This window comes from Stutzerimonas stutzeri, from assembly GCF_002909485.1.
Lineage (GTDB): Bacteria > Pseudomonadota > Gammaproteobacteria > Pseudomonadales > Pseudomonadaceae > Stutzerimonas > Stutzerimonas stutzeri_AH.
In genome coordinates this window covers 526092-543619 of sequence record NZ_PPXG01000001.1, presented here as the reverse complement: position 1 = coordinate 543619, position 17528 = coordinate 526092, and the positions used below count along the sequence as shown (strand labels likewise).

The window sequence follows — 17528 nt, the reverse complement described above, 5'->3', positions numbered from 1 at the left end:
TCGAGCCGTACCCGGTCACTAAGGAGCTGCAGAATGTCAGCCGTCGAAGAGGGGGCAATGGGCTCAATGCCAATCTCGCGCCTCATTACCGATGGTTATGGGGCGGATTCCAGTTCCGGAGCGCCGTGTCGGGTAACACGGGTAGCGCTGCAGGAAGGGCTGGAGATCGTGCGGTGGCAAAGCGCTTTCGAACAGCCAGTGCAAATTCCGCTGCATGATGACAGCGGATGCATTCACTTCAGTTTTACCAGCGTGCTCAAGGGCAAGGCGGCCTGCAGTTTCCACGATGGCCGCCGGCAACGACGCTTCGCCATCGAGGAAGGCTCAGGAAACATAAGCTTCGGACGTTACCGGCATGGCTTCTATCACCAGCATGGAGAGATCGATAACGTCACCGTCATGATCCGTCCTGAACTGCTGTCACAGTGGGGGCTGGAAATCGATACCACCCTGCACAAGGCGTTGGCCTGCAATCATTGTTTCTTGGAAGGTCACCGTAGCGGCGAAATGAGCGCGACGGCGCATATGCTCTGTAGTGCGATGGAGCCGGGGCTCAATGCACGCAGCAGCTTGTGGCTATATGGGCAAAGCGTGACCTTGGTCAGCCTGTTCATGGAGGCGCGCAGGAACACGGGATGTCTTTGCCGGGTCGGCCCTGTTGATCGTCAACGCCTGCGGCGTGCTCGAGAGCGCTTGCTGGAAGACCTGGGCAAAGCGCCCAGCCTGCCGGAATTGGCCCGGGAAGCCGGGATGAGCCTGCCCAAGCTGACCCGAGGTTTTCGCCAGGTTTTTGGCAATAGCGTCTACGGGGTTTTTCAGCAGGCGCGGATGGCACAGGCCCGCAGTCGGCTACTGGCTGGTGAGGTATCGGTGATGCGTGTCGCGTCTGATCTGGGGTATGCCAATGCCAGCCATTTCGCCACGGCGTTCCGCAAACAGTTTGGGATCAATCCCTCTGAGGCCAGGCCGCGAGGTCGAGAGGCTTCAATTCAATCATCACCGGAATCACGACCAATGGGCTGAAAGCAGTACGTCCAGTAACACGTCACTCATCAGCGAAGTCGTCAAGATATCTAATTTGAGAGGGAAGCCGAGGAAGCGCTTGTGCTGCGATCAAAATTTCTGGTGAGTCTCTATCGTTTCCGCATGTCTTAGCACCGGTAATCTGTATTACCGGCTAGGCTAAGCAGCAGCGGCACCGGGCGACATGGCGGAGCCAGGTGTACGGGGGCGCTAGCTGCAACTGTCCCTGATATTTCAGATACCCATAGCATTTTGAGGAGCTACCCCATGCCTGACAGATTTGATCCGGCAGGGACCCGGTTATCTGCCAAGGTCGCCGTCAAGATTCCCGCCAACCGATTGCTCGTCAGCCTTTGAGCATGTCACCAGCTCGAACCCCTGACCAACCGCCCGACCTTTAGACTGGTCGCTACGCATAATCTATATTATGTTAAATGATCGATATTGATCTGCGGATAACCCAATGCGTTGCTCTGCTTACCTGCTGGTCAGGCATTGTCCTCGTGGCCCTATCTCGTCCCAATAAATGACGGCCACAGTGGTTGGCATGCAGCGATTGCCAATACCTACGGCCGATGACGTTACGCCTCGTCGCGCTGTGGGCCTACAGCGGCGTAATATGGCGGAATCTAAACAGGACTGGAGTTCTATCATGCTGCTTCGCTTACTGGCCGCCGCTACTCTCGCGGCGCTCTGTCTGCCTGCCGTTGCGCAGGAACATAATCACGACCATGCCCCGGTGCAAGCAGCTGCCGCTGATTTGGCGGTCAGCCAGGCCTGGTCGCGCGCAATGCCGCCCAGCGCGCCGACCGGCGCGGTGTATTTCGTTCTGGAGAATCGCGGTGAGCAGCCGCAACGCCTGATTGGGGCGCAGACGTCACGTGCTGAGAAGACCGAGCTGCATACCCACGTGCATGAGGGCGACATGATGAAGATGCAGCAGATCGAGGCGGTCGATGTACCTGCGGCCGGCAAGGTGGAATTCAAGCCGGGCGGAAACCACGTGATGTTGTTTGGGCTCAAGCAACCGCTAGTGGCTGGCGAGAGTTTTCCGGTTACGTTGCAGTTCGAGGGTGGCGGCGAGATCACTACTGAGGTCAGCATTGAAGTAGACGCCCCGGCTGCCAGCGGTGCTGCATCGGGGCATCATCACTGATTCATCTGGCGTGCCACCTGGTCGGCACGCCCTTCCCGTCTTCAGATCGCTGCAGGCGTACGCATGGTGACGAACTCTTCGGCGGCCGTTGGGTGAATGCCCAGCGTGTCGTCGAACACTTGCTTGGTCGCGCCAGCCTTTAGCGCCACGCCCAACCCTTGCATGATTTCGCCTGCGTCCGGTCCGGCCATGTGACAGCCCAGTACGCGGTCGGTCTCGGAATCGACCACCAGCTTCATCAGGCTGCGCTCGAGACTATCGGTCATGGTCAGTTTCATCGGCCGGAAACGGCTTTCGAAGATCGTCACCTTGTAGCCTTGCTCGCGTGCTTCTTCTTCGGTCAACCCGACAGTCGCCATGTTCGGCAAACTGAACACCGCGGTCGGAATGGTCGTGTAGTCGACCTTGCGGTACTGCTCCGGTTTGAATAGCCGCCGCGCCACCGCCATGCCCTCGGCGAGAGCAACGGGTGTCAGCTGTACGCGTCCGATCACGTCACCGATAGCCAGAATGGAAGACACCGAGGTGCGGTACTCATCATCGACGGCGATGAAGCCGCGGGCATCCAGCGCTACACCGGCCTGCTCCAGCCCCAAATTGTCGAGCATCGGGCGGCGCCCCGTTGCGTAAAATATGCAATCTGCTTCCAGAATGCGGCCGTCTTCCAGCGTGGCGAGCAGGCTGCCATCGGCCTGCTTGTCGATATGCACGATATCGGCATTGAACTGCAGGTCCACGCCCTTCTTGATCATCTCGTCCTTCAAGTGGTCGCGTAGTGAACCGTCGAAACCGCGCAGGAACAGCTCGCCACGATAGAGCAGCTTCGTATCGGCGCCGCAGCCATGGAAGATAGAGGCGAACTCGACTGCGATATAGCCACCGCCCACCACCAGCACACGACGCGGAAGCGATTCGAGGTAGAAAGCTTCATTGGACGTGATGGCGTGTTCGCGACCGGGAATCTTCGGTACGTGGGGCCAGCCGCCGGTGGCAATCAAAATATGCTCGGCGCTGTACTGCCTGCCGTCGACTTCGACGGTATGGGCATCCACCAGGCGGGCGTGTGCTTGCAGAAGCGTCACGCCACTATCCACCAGAATGCTGCGGTAGATGTCGTTCAGCCGCTGGATTTCGCGGTCCTTGTTGCTGATCAGCGTCTTCCAGTCGAAGGTCGCGCCGTCGATGGTCCAGCCGTAGCCCTGTGCCTGGCCAATGTCCTCGGCGTAATGGGCGCCGTAGACCAGCAGCTTCTTCGGTACGCAACCGACGTTAACGCAGGTGCCGCCCAGATAACGGCTTTCCGCGACCGCCACTTTTGCGCCGAACCCTGCGGCGAAGCGCGCCGCACGCACGCCACCGGAACCTGCGCCGATGACGAATAGATCGAAGTCGTAAGCCATGTAATGTTGTCTCCTTCTGTAGCGAACAGCATAACCCAGGCATTCGGCCTGAATCACCGAAGGAGTGCCACATGCGCCCTACCCTCACCCATCTGGCTCTGCATGTGCCGGATCTTGATGCCTGTATCGAATTCTATGCACGATTTTGTGGCATGGATGTATTTCACGAGCGCGCCGGAAAGGGCTCGCGAATCGTCTGGATGGCAGAGCCTGGGAAAGAGCGTGAGTTCATATTCGTGATCATGCCCGGTGGCAAAGATCGATCACTGGGGACGGATGACTACAGTCATTTCGGCTTCGCGCTAGCCAGTCGAGAGCAAGTCGATGCAATTGCCGAGCGTGCTCGCGAAGACGGCTGTCTGATATGGGAACCGCGTGACGAACCCTATCCGGTCGGCTATTACTGCGGTCTGCGTGACCCGGCCGGCAACTATGTCGAGTTCAGTTACGGCCAACCACTGGGACCCGGCGCCGAAGGCATTCCGTCACCCTGAAACGTAAAAAGCCACCCGCAGGTGGCTTTTTACGTGGGCCTGGGGCCGTAGGGCAGCCTCCTTGCGCTACAGGAAGCGGAGCGAAGGGTTCAAACCCGCCCTACAACAAACGTCAGGTACTGGGATCAGAACGCCTTACCGGTGAGGTAGAAGTGCTCGTAGCAGAAGTTGGTCGCAGCGATGTAGCCCTCGGCGCTACCGCAGTCGAAGCGCTGGCCCTTGAACTTATACGCCAGTACGCAGCCATCCTGAGCCTGGCGCATCAGCGCATCGGTGATCTGGATTTCGCCGCCCTTGCCTGGCTCGGTCTGCTCGATCAGATCGAAGATGTCCGGCGTGAGGATGTAGCGGCCAATGATCGCCAGGTTAGATGGCGCGTCTTCCGGCTTGGGCTTCTCGACCATGTGGCTTACGCGGAAGATATCGTCGCGGATCATCTCGCCGGCGATTACGCCGTACTTGCTGGTCTCTTCCGGCGGGACTTCCTGTATCGCCACGATCGAACAGCGGAACTGGTTGTAAAGCTTGACCATCTGCGCCAGCACGGGGTCGCCGTTTAGGTTGATGCACAGGTCGTCTGCCAGTACGACGGCAAAAGGCTCGTCACCGATCAATGGGCGACCACTGAGGATGGCGTGGCCAAGGCCCTTCATCTCCACCTGGCGGGTATAAGAGAAGCTACATTCGTCGATCAGGCGGCGAATACCGACCAGATATTTTTCCTTGTCGGTGTTACGGATCTGGTGTTCCAGCTCGTAGCTGATATCGAAATGGTCTTCCAGCGAACGCTTGCCACGTCCGGTAACGATCGCGATCTGGTTGAGTCCAGCCTCCAGTGCCTCTTCAACCCCGTACTGAATCAGGGGCTTGTTCACCACCGGCAGCATTTCCTTGGGCATGGCTTTGGTTGCAGGAAGAAAACGTGTGCCATATCCGGCAGCGGGAAAAAGGCATTTCTTGATCATGTGAGTCCTTGAAATAAAGGTTCCAGTCGATGCACTGCCATCGAGAACAGCAGCTGCCTTGCAGTGTTGCCCGTTCTTGCCGGCGTAGAGCCTACGACCATTTTTTTCTACAGGGGTTCGCAGCAAGCGCAACGGACGAATGCAGAAAATATGCCCGCCTCTCTGCGCGTTCGGTAAAGACCATTCAGACAGCGCGGCAACGCTAATCGGGCTTTGACATTCTGTAAAGCTATGCCGCCACCATTACCTGATAAAGGTCCACGATGACGCAGGACTGTAGACATATAGCACTACCAGCCGGCCATTAGGCTTTGATCGAGACGTGCGTGCTCTGATGACCTAAATCAGTAAAACCAGTGATAGCGCTGTTATTGGTCGCTGGAATGCTCACCTGCTTGCGGAAAGCAATACCATGACGCGCCTCATAATGGCGCATGGCTATCACTCGCATGGCTTCAAGAATTCGTGTGGCCGGCCGATAGGATCATCAGCTGGTTCGTTGCCGCTGCATTGATGAGAACTCGTAAACGATAGAGCGTAATGACCGCTACCTCCGCGTGGCAGTAGTACTAAGGAAAACCATGAACAACAGTTCCGCTTCTCGACAAATGTCCGTGCAGACCAAGATCAACCTGGCCTTGGTACTGGTGCTGGTAGCGATCATGTCCGCCTCGCTGTTCTTCGCGGCCAGTACGGAGAAGCGACTTGTGCTGCAGGTAGTCGAGCAGCAGACTAAAGATGCCGCCGACTCCTATTTCGATAGCATCAACACCATGATGCTCACCGGCACCATGGCGCAGCGTGAGGTTTTGCGGAACAAGATCCTTGCACGGCCAGGCGTCATTGATGCCCGAATTATCCGCGGCGATGAAATCACCAAAGTGTTCGGGCCGGGCTACGACCATCAGGCCCCGGTCGATGCGCTGGACCGCCGTGCGTTGGGCGGGGAAGAGATCGTTGAGGTCGAGAAGCGCGATGGCAACCGTGTGCTCACAGTGATCAATCCAATCCTTGCGCATGCGGATTACCGTGGCACCAACTGCATGACCTGCCACCAGAGCGCAGAAAATGCGGTTATGGGAGCGGTACGCATAAGCTACGACCTGAAAGCTCTTGATGAGGAAGTCGACCGCAACATTATTATCAGCGCGGGGATTCAGTTGCTGTTGCTGGTCATCGGTGTCGTCGTCATGTGTCTGACCGTGCGCCATGTGATCATCCGTCGCATCAATGCCATGCGCCACACCATGGACTCAATGGCCAAAGATGAAGACCTCAGCCGTAGCGTAGCAATAGGCGCGAAGGATGAAATCGGCGCCATGGGCGACGCTTTCAATCACATGATCGGCAAGTTCCGCCACAGCCTGGAGGCCGTCACGGGCGTGACTCGTCAGCTCAGTGATGTATCCGAAAGGGTTTCCCATGTTGCCGAGAAGACGCTGGCTGCCGTGAATGAGCAGCGTAGCGAAACCGACATGGTTGCCTCGGCGATGAACGAGATGAGTGCAACAGTGCAGGAAGTAGCGCGTAATGCCAGCCAGACGGCTACTGCATCGGCCGGCGCGGACAGCGAATCCAAAGCCGGAGTGAAGGTTGCGACCGAGGCCCTCGACGGCATTGAAGTGCTGATCGCCGAAATCGAGAAAGCGGCCCAAGTCATCCAGCGTGTCGAAAGCGACAGTGCCAGCATCGACATGGTGCTCGGTGTGATCAACGGCATCGCGGAGCAGACTAACCTGCTCGCACTGAATGCCGCGATCGAAGCGGCACGCGCCGGTGAACAGGGTCGTGGCTTCGCGGTAGTTGCCGATGAAGTGCGCACATTGGCCTCGCGTACGCAGAAGTCCACCGAAGAAATCCAAGCGATGATCGAGCAACTGCAAAGCGGTGTACGCAATGCAGTGCAGGCGATGAAGGAAGCACAATTGCGTGCTCGCTCAGGTTCGGCATGCGTCGAGAAAGCCGCGCAAAGTCTGGGTGTGATTGCCGACGAAGTAGGTACGATCAACGAGATGAACACCCAGATCGCAACGGCGGCCGAGCAGCAAAGCGCGGTAGCAGAAGAAATCAATCGCAATATCTCGACAATCAGCCGTATTGCCGATACGACCTCGGCAGACGCGACGCAAACCTCGCAGATCAGTGATGAGTTGGTGCGTTTGGCAACCGAACTGAATCGCTTGGTTGGCCAGTTCAAACTTTGACTCACACATCGCGAGGCGGGCCCGTCCCCCGGTCGGCCACAGCTGCGGTGCGCACCAATGGTGCGTACCGCAGTAGCGCTGGCGCGCTATTCTTGATCTGAGACAGTCGGCGCACAGGAGTGAATCGTCCATAATCCGCGCCCATGACCTGCCTGAACCGGACACGCCCGAGGGTGACACACCGCGTTCCGTGCCTGACTCCGAATTCAATCCTTAGGTGAAAACGAACATGGACCAACTGCCGAGCTTCGACCGGGCCCTGGTCGAGAAATACGACCGTCCCGGTCCGCGCTACACCTCCTACCCCACTGCCCCGCAGTTCCACCAGGCGTTCGCCCAGGATGATTACCGCGCCGCCGCCGCACGCAGTAATCAGGCGCAACCGCCCAAGCCGCTGTCGGTGTACATCCACATTCCGTTCTGCAAGAGCCTTTGTTACTACTGCGCTTGCAACAAGATCATTACCCACAAGACCGATCGCGCGGTCGAATATCTCGAATACCTCAAGCGCGAAATCGCCATGCAGGGCGAGCTATTCGACCGCTCGCGCAAACTGACTCAACTGCATCTGGGGGGCGGTACGCCCACCTACTTTACCAGTGAGCAGCTGGCTGACCTGATGGCTAGCCTGCATCAGGCCTTCAACATGGATGACAGCGATAACCACGAGTTCTCGCTGGAGGTCGACCCGCGCACCGTCACGCCCGAGCAGATCCATGGCCTGCGCAAGCTGGGCTTCAACCGGCTGAGCTTTGGCGTGCAGGACTTCGACGAACAGGTGCAGATCGCCGTCAACCGCATTCAGACCGAGGAGCAGACCCGCGAGCTGGTCCAGGCTGCCCGTGACGCACACTTCAAGTCCATTAGCGTCGACCTGATCTATGGTCTGCCGCTGCAGACGGTGGCCAGCTTCGATACCACGTTAGACAAGATCATCGACATCCGCCCCGATCGTATCGCGGCCTACAGCTACGCTCACTTGCCCGAACTGGTCCGGGCGCAAAAACTGATTCGCCCGGAGGACATGCCGCCGCCTGAGCGCAAGCTCGAACTGCTGGAGCTGACTATCCAGCGCCTGACCGCGGCCGGTTACATCTATATCGGCATGGATCATTTCTCCTTGCCGGATGACGAGCTCGCCCTCGCCCGTGCCAATGGCACCCTGCAGCGCAACTTCCAGGGCTATTCGACCCATGCAGATTGCGATCTGATCGGCCTGGGCATCTCCTCCATCGGCAAAGTCGCCGACAGCTACAGCCAGAACGTCAAGGAACTCTCGCAGTATTACGCGCGACTCAACGAAGGCATGCTCCCGGTTCATCGTGGCTACAAGCTGAGCGACGACGACTGCCTGCGCCGTGATGTGATCGTCTCGCTCATGTGCCATAGCCGTGTCGACTACCTCAAGATCGAGCAAAAACATGGCATCAACTTCCGTGAGTACTTCGCCGAGTCGTTGGCGAAACTGACCGAACCCGTTGCCGACGGGCTGGTGGAGTTGCACGACGATGCGCTGGTTCTGTTGCCGCAAGGGCAACTGATGATGCGTAACGTCGCCATGGCCTTCGACGCGTACCTCGGCGGCGAGCAGCGCGGGCGTTTTTCGCGTACAGTCTGATCCGCAACCGACCTTCGCAGCAGGCGGTCCCAGCCGCCTGCTTTTAGGGCCTGAAATCAGGCCCGCTGATCACCGAGCAATTGCCAAAACGCATTCAAACTGTATAAATAGACAGTCTTTGAATGGGCCGCCCGCGCCCCAGCTTTCAGCGGATGTGCCATGCGTCAGGCTCTCGAAAACCCCTTCTACTATCTCGACAACTTTCAGCAGGTCTTGGCCTGGGTGGGTCGTCACCACAGTGATCTGCTGGATGAAGCCGAGCTGGCGTTTATCGATCACTTCTCCCACCTGCCCCAGGCTTCCCAGGCGCTATTGGTGCGCATGGTCATGCGCAAGGGCATGCTGTTCCGGGCTAGCAAGCTGCGCTATCAGGAAATTGGTTGTGCGCGCCATGCGGTTCTGCCGCTGATTGAACATGGATGGGTCGATGCGTCCAGCTCTCTAACCCTGGAGCAGCTGTTCGCGCTGCTGACCAAAGGTGAGTTGCTGCAGGTGTTCGGAGCAACAGCATCGGCCAGCTTGCGTAAGGCCGAGTTGCTGGACAATCTGCGTGCGATCCACGATGGGGCCAAGCCATTCCAGGATTGGTGCAGTCAGATCGAGGATTCGGTGTTCGCACTTTGCATCGACGAGCTTTGTGAGCGCCTGCGCTTGCTGTTCTTTGGCAATATTCATCAGGACTGGTCGGAGTTCGTGCTGGCCGATCTGGGTATCTATCGTTACGAGCAAGTCGCCTTCTCCCCAACCTCCCGCGCTTTCACCTGCCGCACCGATCTGGACGCATATCTGCATCTGCATCGCTGTCGGGAGCGCTTCGACGCAGGTGAACCCCTACCCGACGTCTTGATCGACGTGCCACTTACGCCGTATGCCAATGCCTGGCTGGAAAGCCGCCGCGGCAAGCTGTTGCTGCGTATCGGCCAGCAGTTCGAACGGCTCGGAGAACTACCGGAGGCGCTGCGTTTGCACGCCGCCAACCCCTATCCAGGTGCGCGCGAACGCGCGATCAGGGTGCTCGAACGCTGCGGTCACCCTGCTGCAGCCCTGGAGTTACTGCTTCAGGCGCAAGCCGCGCCGCAAAGTGAACATGAACTGCAGCAGCTGCAACGCATTCTGCCGCGCCTGCAACGCTGCCTGGGCCTGCCAGCGATACGACATCGTAGCCGTGAACCAGAGCTGCTCGATATCGTGCTGCCACGCTCTGCGAGCAGCGTTGAGCACGCGGTGCGCGAACACCTGTCGACGCCAGAGGCTCCTGTCTATTATGTCGAGAATGCCCTGGTCGGCTCGTTGTTCGGGTTGCTTTGCTGGGAGGCTATTTTCGCGCCGCTGCCCGGTGCCTTCTTCCATCCATTTCACTGGGCACCGGCTGATCTGAATCGAACGGACTTTCATCAGCGCCGTGCCGACCTGTTTACCGCCTGCCTGGCCTGTCTGGACAGTGACGACTACCGCGACTGCATCTGGCGCACCTTTCAGGCAAAGCTCGGCATACATAACGCGTTCGTCACCTGGGGGCTGCTCGACGAAGAGCTGCTGACCCATGCTCTGGCGTGCATTCCCGCCGCGCATCTGAAACTGATGTTCCAGCGCATCCTCGCCGATGTTTGCGGCAATCGTACTGGCCTGCCGGACCTCATCCAGCTGTGGCCCGAAGCGCGCCGCTACCGGATGATCGAGGTGAAAGGCCCGGGCGATCGCCTGCAAGACAACCAGAAGCGCTGGATCGACTACGCTCACCAGCATGAGTTGCCCATCGCGGTCTGTCATGTGCGCTGGACCGAGGTTGCACCATGAGCTATCGGGTCGCAGTGCGCGCGCTCTGCGAGTTCACCGCCAAGGTCGGCGATCTGGACTTGCGCTTCACGCCCTCGCCCACCGCGCAGGAAGGTATCGCCGGCCATGCTCAGGTCACCGCCAGGCGCGCTGAAGGCTACGAACGTGAAGTCCCGCTGCAAGGCCAATATGGGCAGCTGACGGTGCGCGGCCGTGCCGATGGCTATGATCCGGTGCGCAACCGCCTGGAAGAGATCAAGACCTTTCGCGGCGGTCTGGAACGCCAACCAAGCAACCATCGGCAGTTGCATTGGGCGCAGGTGAAGATCTACGGCTGGCTGCTATGTCAGGTGCGCCAACTCGCCGATGTCGAGCTGGCACTGGTCTACTTCGATATCGTCAGTCACAAGGAGACTCTGTTCATCGAGCGTCACACTGCGCAGACTTTGCGAAGTTTTTTTGAAATCCAGTGCCGCGCGTTCATTGACTGGGCTGAGCAGGAACTGGCCCATCGGGCCGCACGCGATCAGATGCTCGTGGCCCTGCGCTTTCCTCACGCCGACTTCCGCTCTGGCCAGCGCCAACTCGCCGAAGCGGTGTACAAGGCGGCCTGCACCGGCACCACGCTCATGGCCCAGGCGCCGACCGGCATCGGCAAGACACTTGGCACGCTGTTTCCACAGCTCAAAGCCTTCCCCAGCCAGCAGTTGGACAAGCTGTTCTTTCTCGCCGCGAAGACCTCCGGCCGCCAGCTGGCGCTCGATGCACTGCAAACGCTGCAGCGCAACGGCGCCGGCAGCTTGCGTGTGCTGGAGCTTATTGCGCGCGACAAGGCCTGCGAGCACCCGGACAAGGCCTGCCATGGCGATTCTTGTCCCTTGGCGAAGGGCTTTTATGATCGTTTGCCAGCGGCTCGCGCAGCGGCACTGCAGCACTGCATGCTCGATCAGGCGACACTTCGCGACGTCGCCCTGGCCCATCAGGTTTGCCCCTACTACCTCAGCCAGGAACTGGCACGCTGGGTGGATGCGGTGGTGGGCGACTACAACTATTACTTCGATCTCAGTGCTCTACTCTACGGCCTGACACTCAACAACGACTGGCGTGTTGGCGTGCTGGTGGACGAGGCGCACAACCTGCTCGAGCGGGCGCGCGGCATGTACAGCGCGGAACTCGATCAGCGTGCCTTTGCCGCTCTCGGGAGCAAGGCGCCGCAATCCTTGAAGCGCCCGCTGGGGCGGGTCCAGCGCTGCTGGAACGAGCTGCATCGAGAGCAGATAGCGGTCTATCAGGTGCAACCCGAGCTGCCGATCAAGCTGATTGGCGCGCTACAGCAAGCCGTCAGTGCCATCACCGATTACCTCAGCGAGCAGCCTGCTGGATTGGATGCTGAGCTGCAACGAGCCTACTTCGACGCTATGCATTTTTGCCGGGTTGCCGAGCTGTTCGGTGAGCACTCGCTGTTCGATGTCAGTCTGTTGCCCGCGGCTGGCCGCAGCAAAACCAAACGCTCGATCCTGTGCCTGCGCAATGTGGTTCCCGGGCCATTTCTCGCGCCCCGGCTGGAACAAGCCCGTTCGAACGTCCTGTTTTCGGCCACATTGAACCCACGAAGATTCTACGCCGACACGCTGGGGCTGCCGGCAGGTAGCGCCTGGATCGAGGTCGAATCGCCGTTCCAGAGTGATCAGCTGCGGGTATGTCTGGCCAAGGATGTATCGACCCGCTACCAGCATCGCCATGCTTCACTCGGTGCCGTCGTCGAACTCATCGCTCAGCAATACTGCGATCATCCCGGCAACTACCTGGCCTTTTTCAGCAGCTTCGATTACCTGCAGCAGGTGACTGCCCTGCTACGCGAGCAATATCCGGAAGTGCCTTTCTGGGAACAGACCCGTGGCATGCAGGAGGCGGCCCGCAGCGCATTTCTCGATCGCTTCACCGAGCACAGCCAAGGTATCGGTTTCGCGGTGCTCGGAGGCGCCTTTGCCGAAGGCATTGACCTGCCGGGCAAACGCTTGATCGGTGCGTTTATAGCAACTCTGGGGCTACCGCAGGTCAATCCAGTCAACGAGCAGTTCAAACAGCGCCTGGATCAGCTGTTCGGCCGTGGTATGGGTTACGACTACACATACCTCTACCCCGGCCTGCAGAAGGTCGTCCAGGCTGCGGGGCGAGTTATCCGTACACAGAGCGATGAAGGTGTCGTGCACCTGATTGACGACCGTTTCGGCCGGCCTCAGGTGCGCCGCCTGCTGCCGAACTGGTGGACGTTTACCGCCGATTCCAGCAACTGAGACCCGCAAAGTGGCGCCGTTCGGGTTGCGTGGTGCACGGAGGCTCGCTATAGTCCTGCGCCGCCGATTCCCCATCGGCACACTGCTACGCAGCCTCCGCCCGGATGGCGAAATTGGTATACGCAAGGGACTTAAAATCCCTCATCCGAAAGGGTATGCGGGTTCGACCCCCGCTCCGGGCACCAGTCTTCACGCGGCTTTCAGCCTTCCAACATCCGTTCTGTCATTTGCGCATTGTTCATTTTTGCAATTGGCGCGAGCGCTCCTGTCACGACCGCAGCACCTGGCGACGTCTTATCTATTGAACGCGATTTACCGCCTTGTTGTTGGCTGAAGTTCATATCGAACTAACCGGCACCGCGCTGTTGCTCTTATCAATGTCCAGAAAGATAGTTCGCGCGTATTTGTGTCTACAGATACATATAGTGCTATGCTGACTCCATGGAACTAATCGAGCAATTGCCATGACTGTGACTCTTCAGGCTCCCGCGTTTACCAAAGACCAGTGCGCCGCCGGCCTCAGGACCGCGGTGAATATCCTCGAAAAATGGCAGGCATCCACTGAGCAGGCATGCCGGATACTGCGTATTTCCCGCAGTACCCATGCACGAGCCAAACTGCGTAATTCGGATTGGTCGGTCAGCCTGGACCCGGACCAGATGCAGCGTGTCAGTTTCATTCTCAATATTCATGCGGCGCTGCGGCTGATCTTCGATAACCCGGAGAACACTTATGGATTCCCAGCGATGGCCAATCACAACGAGTTCTTCAACGGGCGTTCGCCGCTGGAGGTGATGGCCCAGGGCGACATGATTTCCCTCTACGAGTCGTTCCGCCGCATCGATAGCTTGCGAGGCGCACAGTGGTAGTGCCGCAACGGCTGCCCGTACGGGCTGATGCTCGGTTACAGGCTTACCGACTGGTCAATTCCAAGTTTCCGCCCATCGATCTATTTGACGATGTGGCAGACGCCGGGGAGTTCGAGATCTTGTATCAACTCCAGGCCCTGACGAATCCGAGGCTGCATAATGAGACCGGCAGGCTTGAGCTGATTCCCCGCGATCAGATCCCGTTTGGCATTCCTGGCTGCTCCTATGCGACCGCGCCCTTCACACATGTTAACCCCGCCGGTTCGCGTTTCAGCGATGGCAGTTACGGCGTGCTCTATCTAGGCGACAGCATGGAAACGGCGCTTGCCGAGGTTAGGCATCATCAGGAACTGTACTGGTCCCATGTTGAAGGTTTGAACTTCGAACGCTTCGTTTTTCGCGGACTGTCGTGTCAGTTCAACGAGGCGGGTCTGCTCGACGCCACAACCGTAGCAATGACAGACCCCATCTATGACGCCGAGGATTACTGCCACTCTCGCCAGTTCGGCCATCTGGTCAGGCAGGGTGGATTTCCTGGGCTGCGTTATCATTCGGTACGCAACCCTGGCCAACATTGCTGGGCGCTCATGACGCCTCGGAGCGTACTGTCCATCATTCAAACGGCACATTACGAAATGATTTGGAACGCGGGCATCACCAGCGTCAGCGCCATTGCCGAAGTGTGATCGCTCCAGTGCGGTAGCCGGCCTTCTTCAATCTTTACCGGCCGTCAGACTGAGCCCCCGCTGCCAAACCGCTGTAACAATGATCGCGCATTGTCTGCTCATGGACTCCCCATGGCGCAAGGACGCTCCACCGAACTCACCACGTGAGGACGCGAACATGAGCAAGCGGTCACTCGAAGAACTGGTTACCCGATCGGATATCAGTGCACTCCAGCCGATGGCGCACTGGCGTCGCGGGCGTCGTAGCGGTCACGACAAGTCGGGCCCGAGCGCCGCTGCCCTGATTCAGCGCGCCGCACACGATATCGGCATGCTAAGAACAGCTGTACATAGCTAGACGCAAGGGCTTGAACTCTGGAACGGGCCGTAAGGCGCTTTCCAGAGGCATTTTTTTGGTCTTGACGGCTGTCAATGGCAAAAATAGTAAGCAGCCTATCGTTCGCTCCGATGTCAACCAAGGAGCGGCACATGAAGAACCTGCATCCCCATCATCTGACCCCTTACCTACTGAGCGCCGGACTGTTATGCAGCCCTACGATCTTCGCTCAGGAGAATTTCAGTACTTTATTCACTGATGCTAAGCCGATCCTCGACGTGCGCTATCGCTACGAGCATGTCGACCAGGACAATGCGCTGAAGCACGCCAACGCCCAAACGGTGCGCACCCGCGTCGGTTTTCAGACCGGCAAGTGGTACGGTTTGTCGGCCCTGGTCGAGGCAGACAACGTAAGTCGTTTGGGTGATGCCGCCTACAACAGCACCCGCAACGGCCAGACCGACTACTCGGCAGTACCCGACCCTGACGGCAGCGAAATCAACCAGGCGCTGTTGCGTTACGACCATGCGTTCGGCAGCGCCATTGCTGGCCGCCAGCGCATCAATCTGGACAATCAACGTTTCGTAGGTGGCGTCGGTTGGCGGCAGAACGAACAAACCTACGACGGCGTGCTGGGCCAGCTGCAACCGCTCGACAAGCTGACGCTGACTTACGCCTACATCGATAACATCAACACAATCTTCGGCCCGGGCGACAACCGTTTCGACAATCGCGCCAATCCGGCCAATATCGAAGGCCACAGCCATCTGTTCAACGCCCGCTACGCGCACTCACCGGAGCTGACGGTCACTGCGTACAGCTATCTACTGGGTCTCGACAACATTGCCACTGCACCCGCTGCGGCGCTGGGGTCCCTATCCAGCAAGACCACAGGTCTGCGCCTGAACGGTGCCGTTCAGGGCGTCAGCTACGCACTTGAATATGCACGTCAGCAGGACTACGCAGGCAATCCGCAGGAGCTGAGCAGCGAGTACTACTTGGCCGAACTGGGTTATGCATTGCGAGGCGCCACGTTGAAAGCGGGAATGGAAGTGCTGGGTGGTGATTCCGGACCAGGCAATCGTGCGTTTCAGACGCCTCTTGCCACCAAGCACGCCTTTCAGGGCTGGGCCGACACCTTTCTGCTGACACCAGCAGATGGCGTGCAGGATGTCTATCTCGGGGGCACACTGCCGTTGTTCGGCGGCACACTGCAAGCCTGGTATCACGACTTCCGCGCCGAGCGCGGCAGTCAGCAGTACGGCGAAGAGATCAACGTTGGCTACAGCCGCGCAATCCCGCTAGTCAAGGGATTGGTTGCAACGGTCAAGTACGCCAGCTATGACGCCGACGACTACTCGGTGGATACGGACAAGCTCTGGGCACAGCTGCAGTACACGTACTGAGTAGTGCAGGTCGGGCGCCACCGCGCCCGGCCTGCCTGCCCTGCACAACTAGTGTGCGTGGCGAGGTAGTCGCAGCGAGATGAGCGCGGCAAGCAGCACGAACGATGATGAGACCCACAAGCAGGCCTGCAGCCCATAGGCCTGGAACACCCAGCCGGAGAGTAAGGTGCCGATCAACCGGCCCATGGCGTTGGACATGTAGTAGAAGCCCACGTCCAGCGAGACGCCATCTTCCTTGGCGTAGCTGACGATCAGATAGCTGTGCAGTGATGAGTTCACCGCGAACAGTGCGCCGAACAGCAGCAGGCCCCCGATCAGCACCCACTGGGGCGAAGCATCGGTTGTCAGGCCTATCGCGATCGCCGCGGGCAACGCTGCGAGCAATGCCGCCCAGATGAATGCTGCGCGCCCATCTGGCACTTGGCCGCTGCGCTTGCCGGTAATGGCTGGCGCTATTGACTGGACGATGCCGTAGCCGATAACCCAGCAGGCCAAAAAGCCTCCGACCATCCAGAAACTCCAGCCAAACACGGTGCTCAGGTACACCGGTAATGCAATAACGAACCACACGTCTCGCGCGCCGAAGAGAAACAATCGCGCCGCAGACAGCACATTGATCGCCCGGCTTTTGGAGAGGATGTCCCTGAATTTCGGCTTGGCCTTCGCCTTGCCAAGATCCTTTTTCAGCAGCACCAGGCTGCCCAGCCAGATCACCGCCAGCACCGCAGCCATCGCCAGGACTGCTCCGGCGAAGCCCAGCAGCGTGAGCAGCGCGCCCCCCAGGAAGAATCCTACGCCCTTGAGCGCATTTTTCGAGCCGGTGAGAATAGCCACCCACTTATACAGCGTGCCCTGCTGGCTGTCGGGCACCAGAAGCTTGATCGAGCTCTTGGCCGACATCTTGTTCAGATCCTTGGCAATGCCGGACAGCGCTTGCGCGCCCATCACCCAGGGCACTGTCAGCCATATGGCTGGCACCGTGAGCATCAGCAGAGCCACTACCTGCATCGCCAGCCCAAGGTTCATCGTCCGGTTCAGGCCGAGTCGCGCCCCAAGATAGCCGCCAATCAGGTTGGTGATGACGCCGAACACCTCGTAGAACAGAAACAGGGCCGCGATCTGCAGCGGTGAATACCCCAGCGAATGGAAGTGCAACACCACCAGCATGCGCAGGGCACCGTCGGTGAGCGTGAAGGCCCAGTAATTACCGGTGACGATCAGGTACTGACGCACCTCGGGGGACAGTCGGGCAAGGGCTTGCATGGCAGGTTCCGGTTTGATTAATCAGGTGTGCTGCGTAGCGATGAGCGATGGGGTA

General features: G+C 58.9%; 15 protein-coding genes and 1 tRNA gene. 12 read left to right on the top strand and 4 right to left on the bottom strand.

Annotated elements, in window-relative coordinates:
- The first annotated feature begins 33 nt into the window (after positions 1-33).
- Together CXK91_RS02400 and CXK91_RS02395 are read left to right on the top strand one after the other, a co-directional pair.
- Positions 34-1023: a helix-turn-helix transcriptional regulator gene (locus CXK91_RS02400; protein WP_256055655.1), complete on the top strand. Its 990-nt coding sequence runs from the start codon at positions 34-36 to the stop codon at positions 1021-1023.
- Positions 1024-1675: 652 nt separating this feature from the next.
- Positions 1676-2179, top strand: a complete 504-nt coding sequence (locus CXK91_RS02395; protein ID WP_103454787.1) for a copper chaperone PCu(A)C — start codon at positions 1676-1678, stop codon at positions 2177-2179.
- Between the two features lie 41 nt (positions 2180-2220).
- On the opposite strand, the gene gorA is transcribed toward CXK91_RS02395, so the two are convergent.
- The gene (gene gorA, locus CXK91_RS02390; RefSeq protein WP_103454786.1) at positions 2221-3579 is read right to left on the bottom strand and encodes a glutathione-disulfide reductase; all 1359 of its coding nucleotides are present in this window, start codon (positions 3577-3579) and stop codon (positions 2221-2223) included.
- Between the two features lie 71 nt (positions 3580-3650).
- Here gorA and CXK91_RS02385 point away from each other — a divergent pair, with 71 nt between their 5' ends.
- A complete protein-coding gene (locus CXK91_RS02385; RefSeq protein ID WP_103454785.1) occupies positions 3651-4073 on the top strand; it encodes a VOC family protein in 423 nt (140 codons plus the stop codon).
- A 125-nt stretch (positions 4074-4198) separates the two neighbouring features.
- Here CXK91_RS02385 and galU read toward each other — a convergent pair whose 3' ends face one another.
- Positions 4199-5038: a UTP--glucose-1-phosphate uridylyltransferase GalU gene (galU, locus tag CXK91_RS02380; protein ID WP_103454784.1), complete on the bottom strand. Its 840-nt coding sequence runs from the start codon at positions 5036-5038 to the stop codon at positions 4199-4201.
- Positions 5039-5619: 581 nt separating this feature from the next.
- Here galU and CXK91_RS02375 point away from each other — a divergent pair.
- The 5 genes from CXK91_RS02375 (at position 5620) to CXK91_RS02355 (ending at position 13118) form a co-directional block, all read left to right on the top strand.
- Positions 5620-7242: a methyl-accepting chemotaxis protein gene (locus CXK91_RS02375; RefSeq protein WP_103454783.1), complete on the top strand. Its 1623-nt coding sequence runs from the start codon at positions 5620-5622 to the stop codon at positions 7240-7242.
- 229 nt (positions 7243-7471) lie between these two features.
- Positions 7472-8860: an oxygen-independent coproporphyrinogen III oxidase gene (hemN, locus tag CXK91_RS02370; RefSeq protein WP_103454782.1), complete on the top strand. Its 1389-nt coding sequence runs from the start codon at positions 7472-7474 to the stop codon at positions 8858-8860.
- Positions 8861-9019: 159 nt separating this feature from the next.
- Positions 9020-10657 carry a VRR-NUC domain-containing protein gene (locus CXK91_RS02365; protein ID WP_103454781.1) on the top strand — a complete coding sequence of 546 codons (1638 nt, stop codon included), beginning with the start codon at positions 9020-9022 and terminating at the stop codon, positions 10655-10657.
- On the top strand, positions 10654-12933 hold the full coding sequence (locus CXK91_RS02360) for an ATP-dependent DNA helicase (protein ID WP_103454780.1): 2280 nt from the start codon (positions 10654-10656) through the stop codon (positions 12931-12933). The genes CXK91_RS02365 and CXK91_RS02360 overlap by 4 nt, the downstream gene beginning before the upstream one ends.
- 98 nt (positions 12934-13031) lie before the next feature.
- A tRNA-Leu gene (locus CXK91_RS02355) sits at positions 13032-13118 on the top strand.
- 15 nt (positions 13119-13133) lie between these two features.
- On the opposite strand, the gene CXK91_RS22660 is transcribed toward CXK91_RS02355, so the two are convergent.
- Complete coding sequence (locus tag CXK91_RS22660; protein WP_181003899.1) at positions 13134-13274, bottom strand: hypothetical protein; 141 nt, start codon at positions 13272-13274, stop codon at positions 13134-13136.
- 123 nt (positions 13275-13397) lie between these two features.
- On the opposite strand from CXK91_RS22660, the gene CXK91_RS02350 reads away from it, so the two are divergent.
- The 4 genes from CXK91_RS02350 (at position 13398) to CXK91_RS02335 (ending at position 16210) form a co-directional block, all read left to right on the top strand.
- On the top strand, positions 13398-13802 hold the full coding sequence (locus CXK91_RS02350; protein WP_103454779.1) for a hypothetical protein: 405 nt from the start codon (positions 13398-13400) through the stop codon (positions 13800-13802).
- A complete protein-coding gene (locus CXK91_RS02345; protein WP_103454778.1) occupies positions 13802-14488 on the top strand; it encodes an RES family NAD+ phosphorylase in 687 nt (228 codons plus the stop codon). The genes CXK91_RS02350 and CXK91_RS02345 overlap by 1 nt, the downstream gene beginning before the upstream one ends.
- Positions 14489-14645: 157 nt before the next feature.
- Entirely contained in the window at positions 14646-14825 is a 180-nt protein-coding gene (locus tag CXK91_RS02340) for a hypothetical protein (protein ID WP_103454777.1), read from the top strand.
- Positions 14826-14956: 131 nt separating this feature from the next.
- Positions 14957-16210: an alginate export family protein gene (locus tag CXK91_RS02335; RefSeq protein ID WP_103454776.1), complete on the top strand. Its 1254-nt coding sequence runs from the start codon at positions 14957-14959 to the stop codon at positions 16208-16210.
- Positions 16211-16258: 48 nt separating this feature from the next.
- On the opposite strand, the gene arsJ is transcribed toward CXK91_RS02335, so the two are convergent.
- Entirely contained in the window at positions 16259-17473 is a 1215-nt protein-coding gene (gene arsJ / locus CXK91_RS02330; RefSeq protein WP_103454775.1) for an organoarsenical effux MFS transporter ArsJ, read from the bottom strand.
- Positions 17474-17528 lie beyond the last annotated feature (55 nt).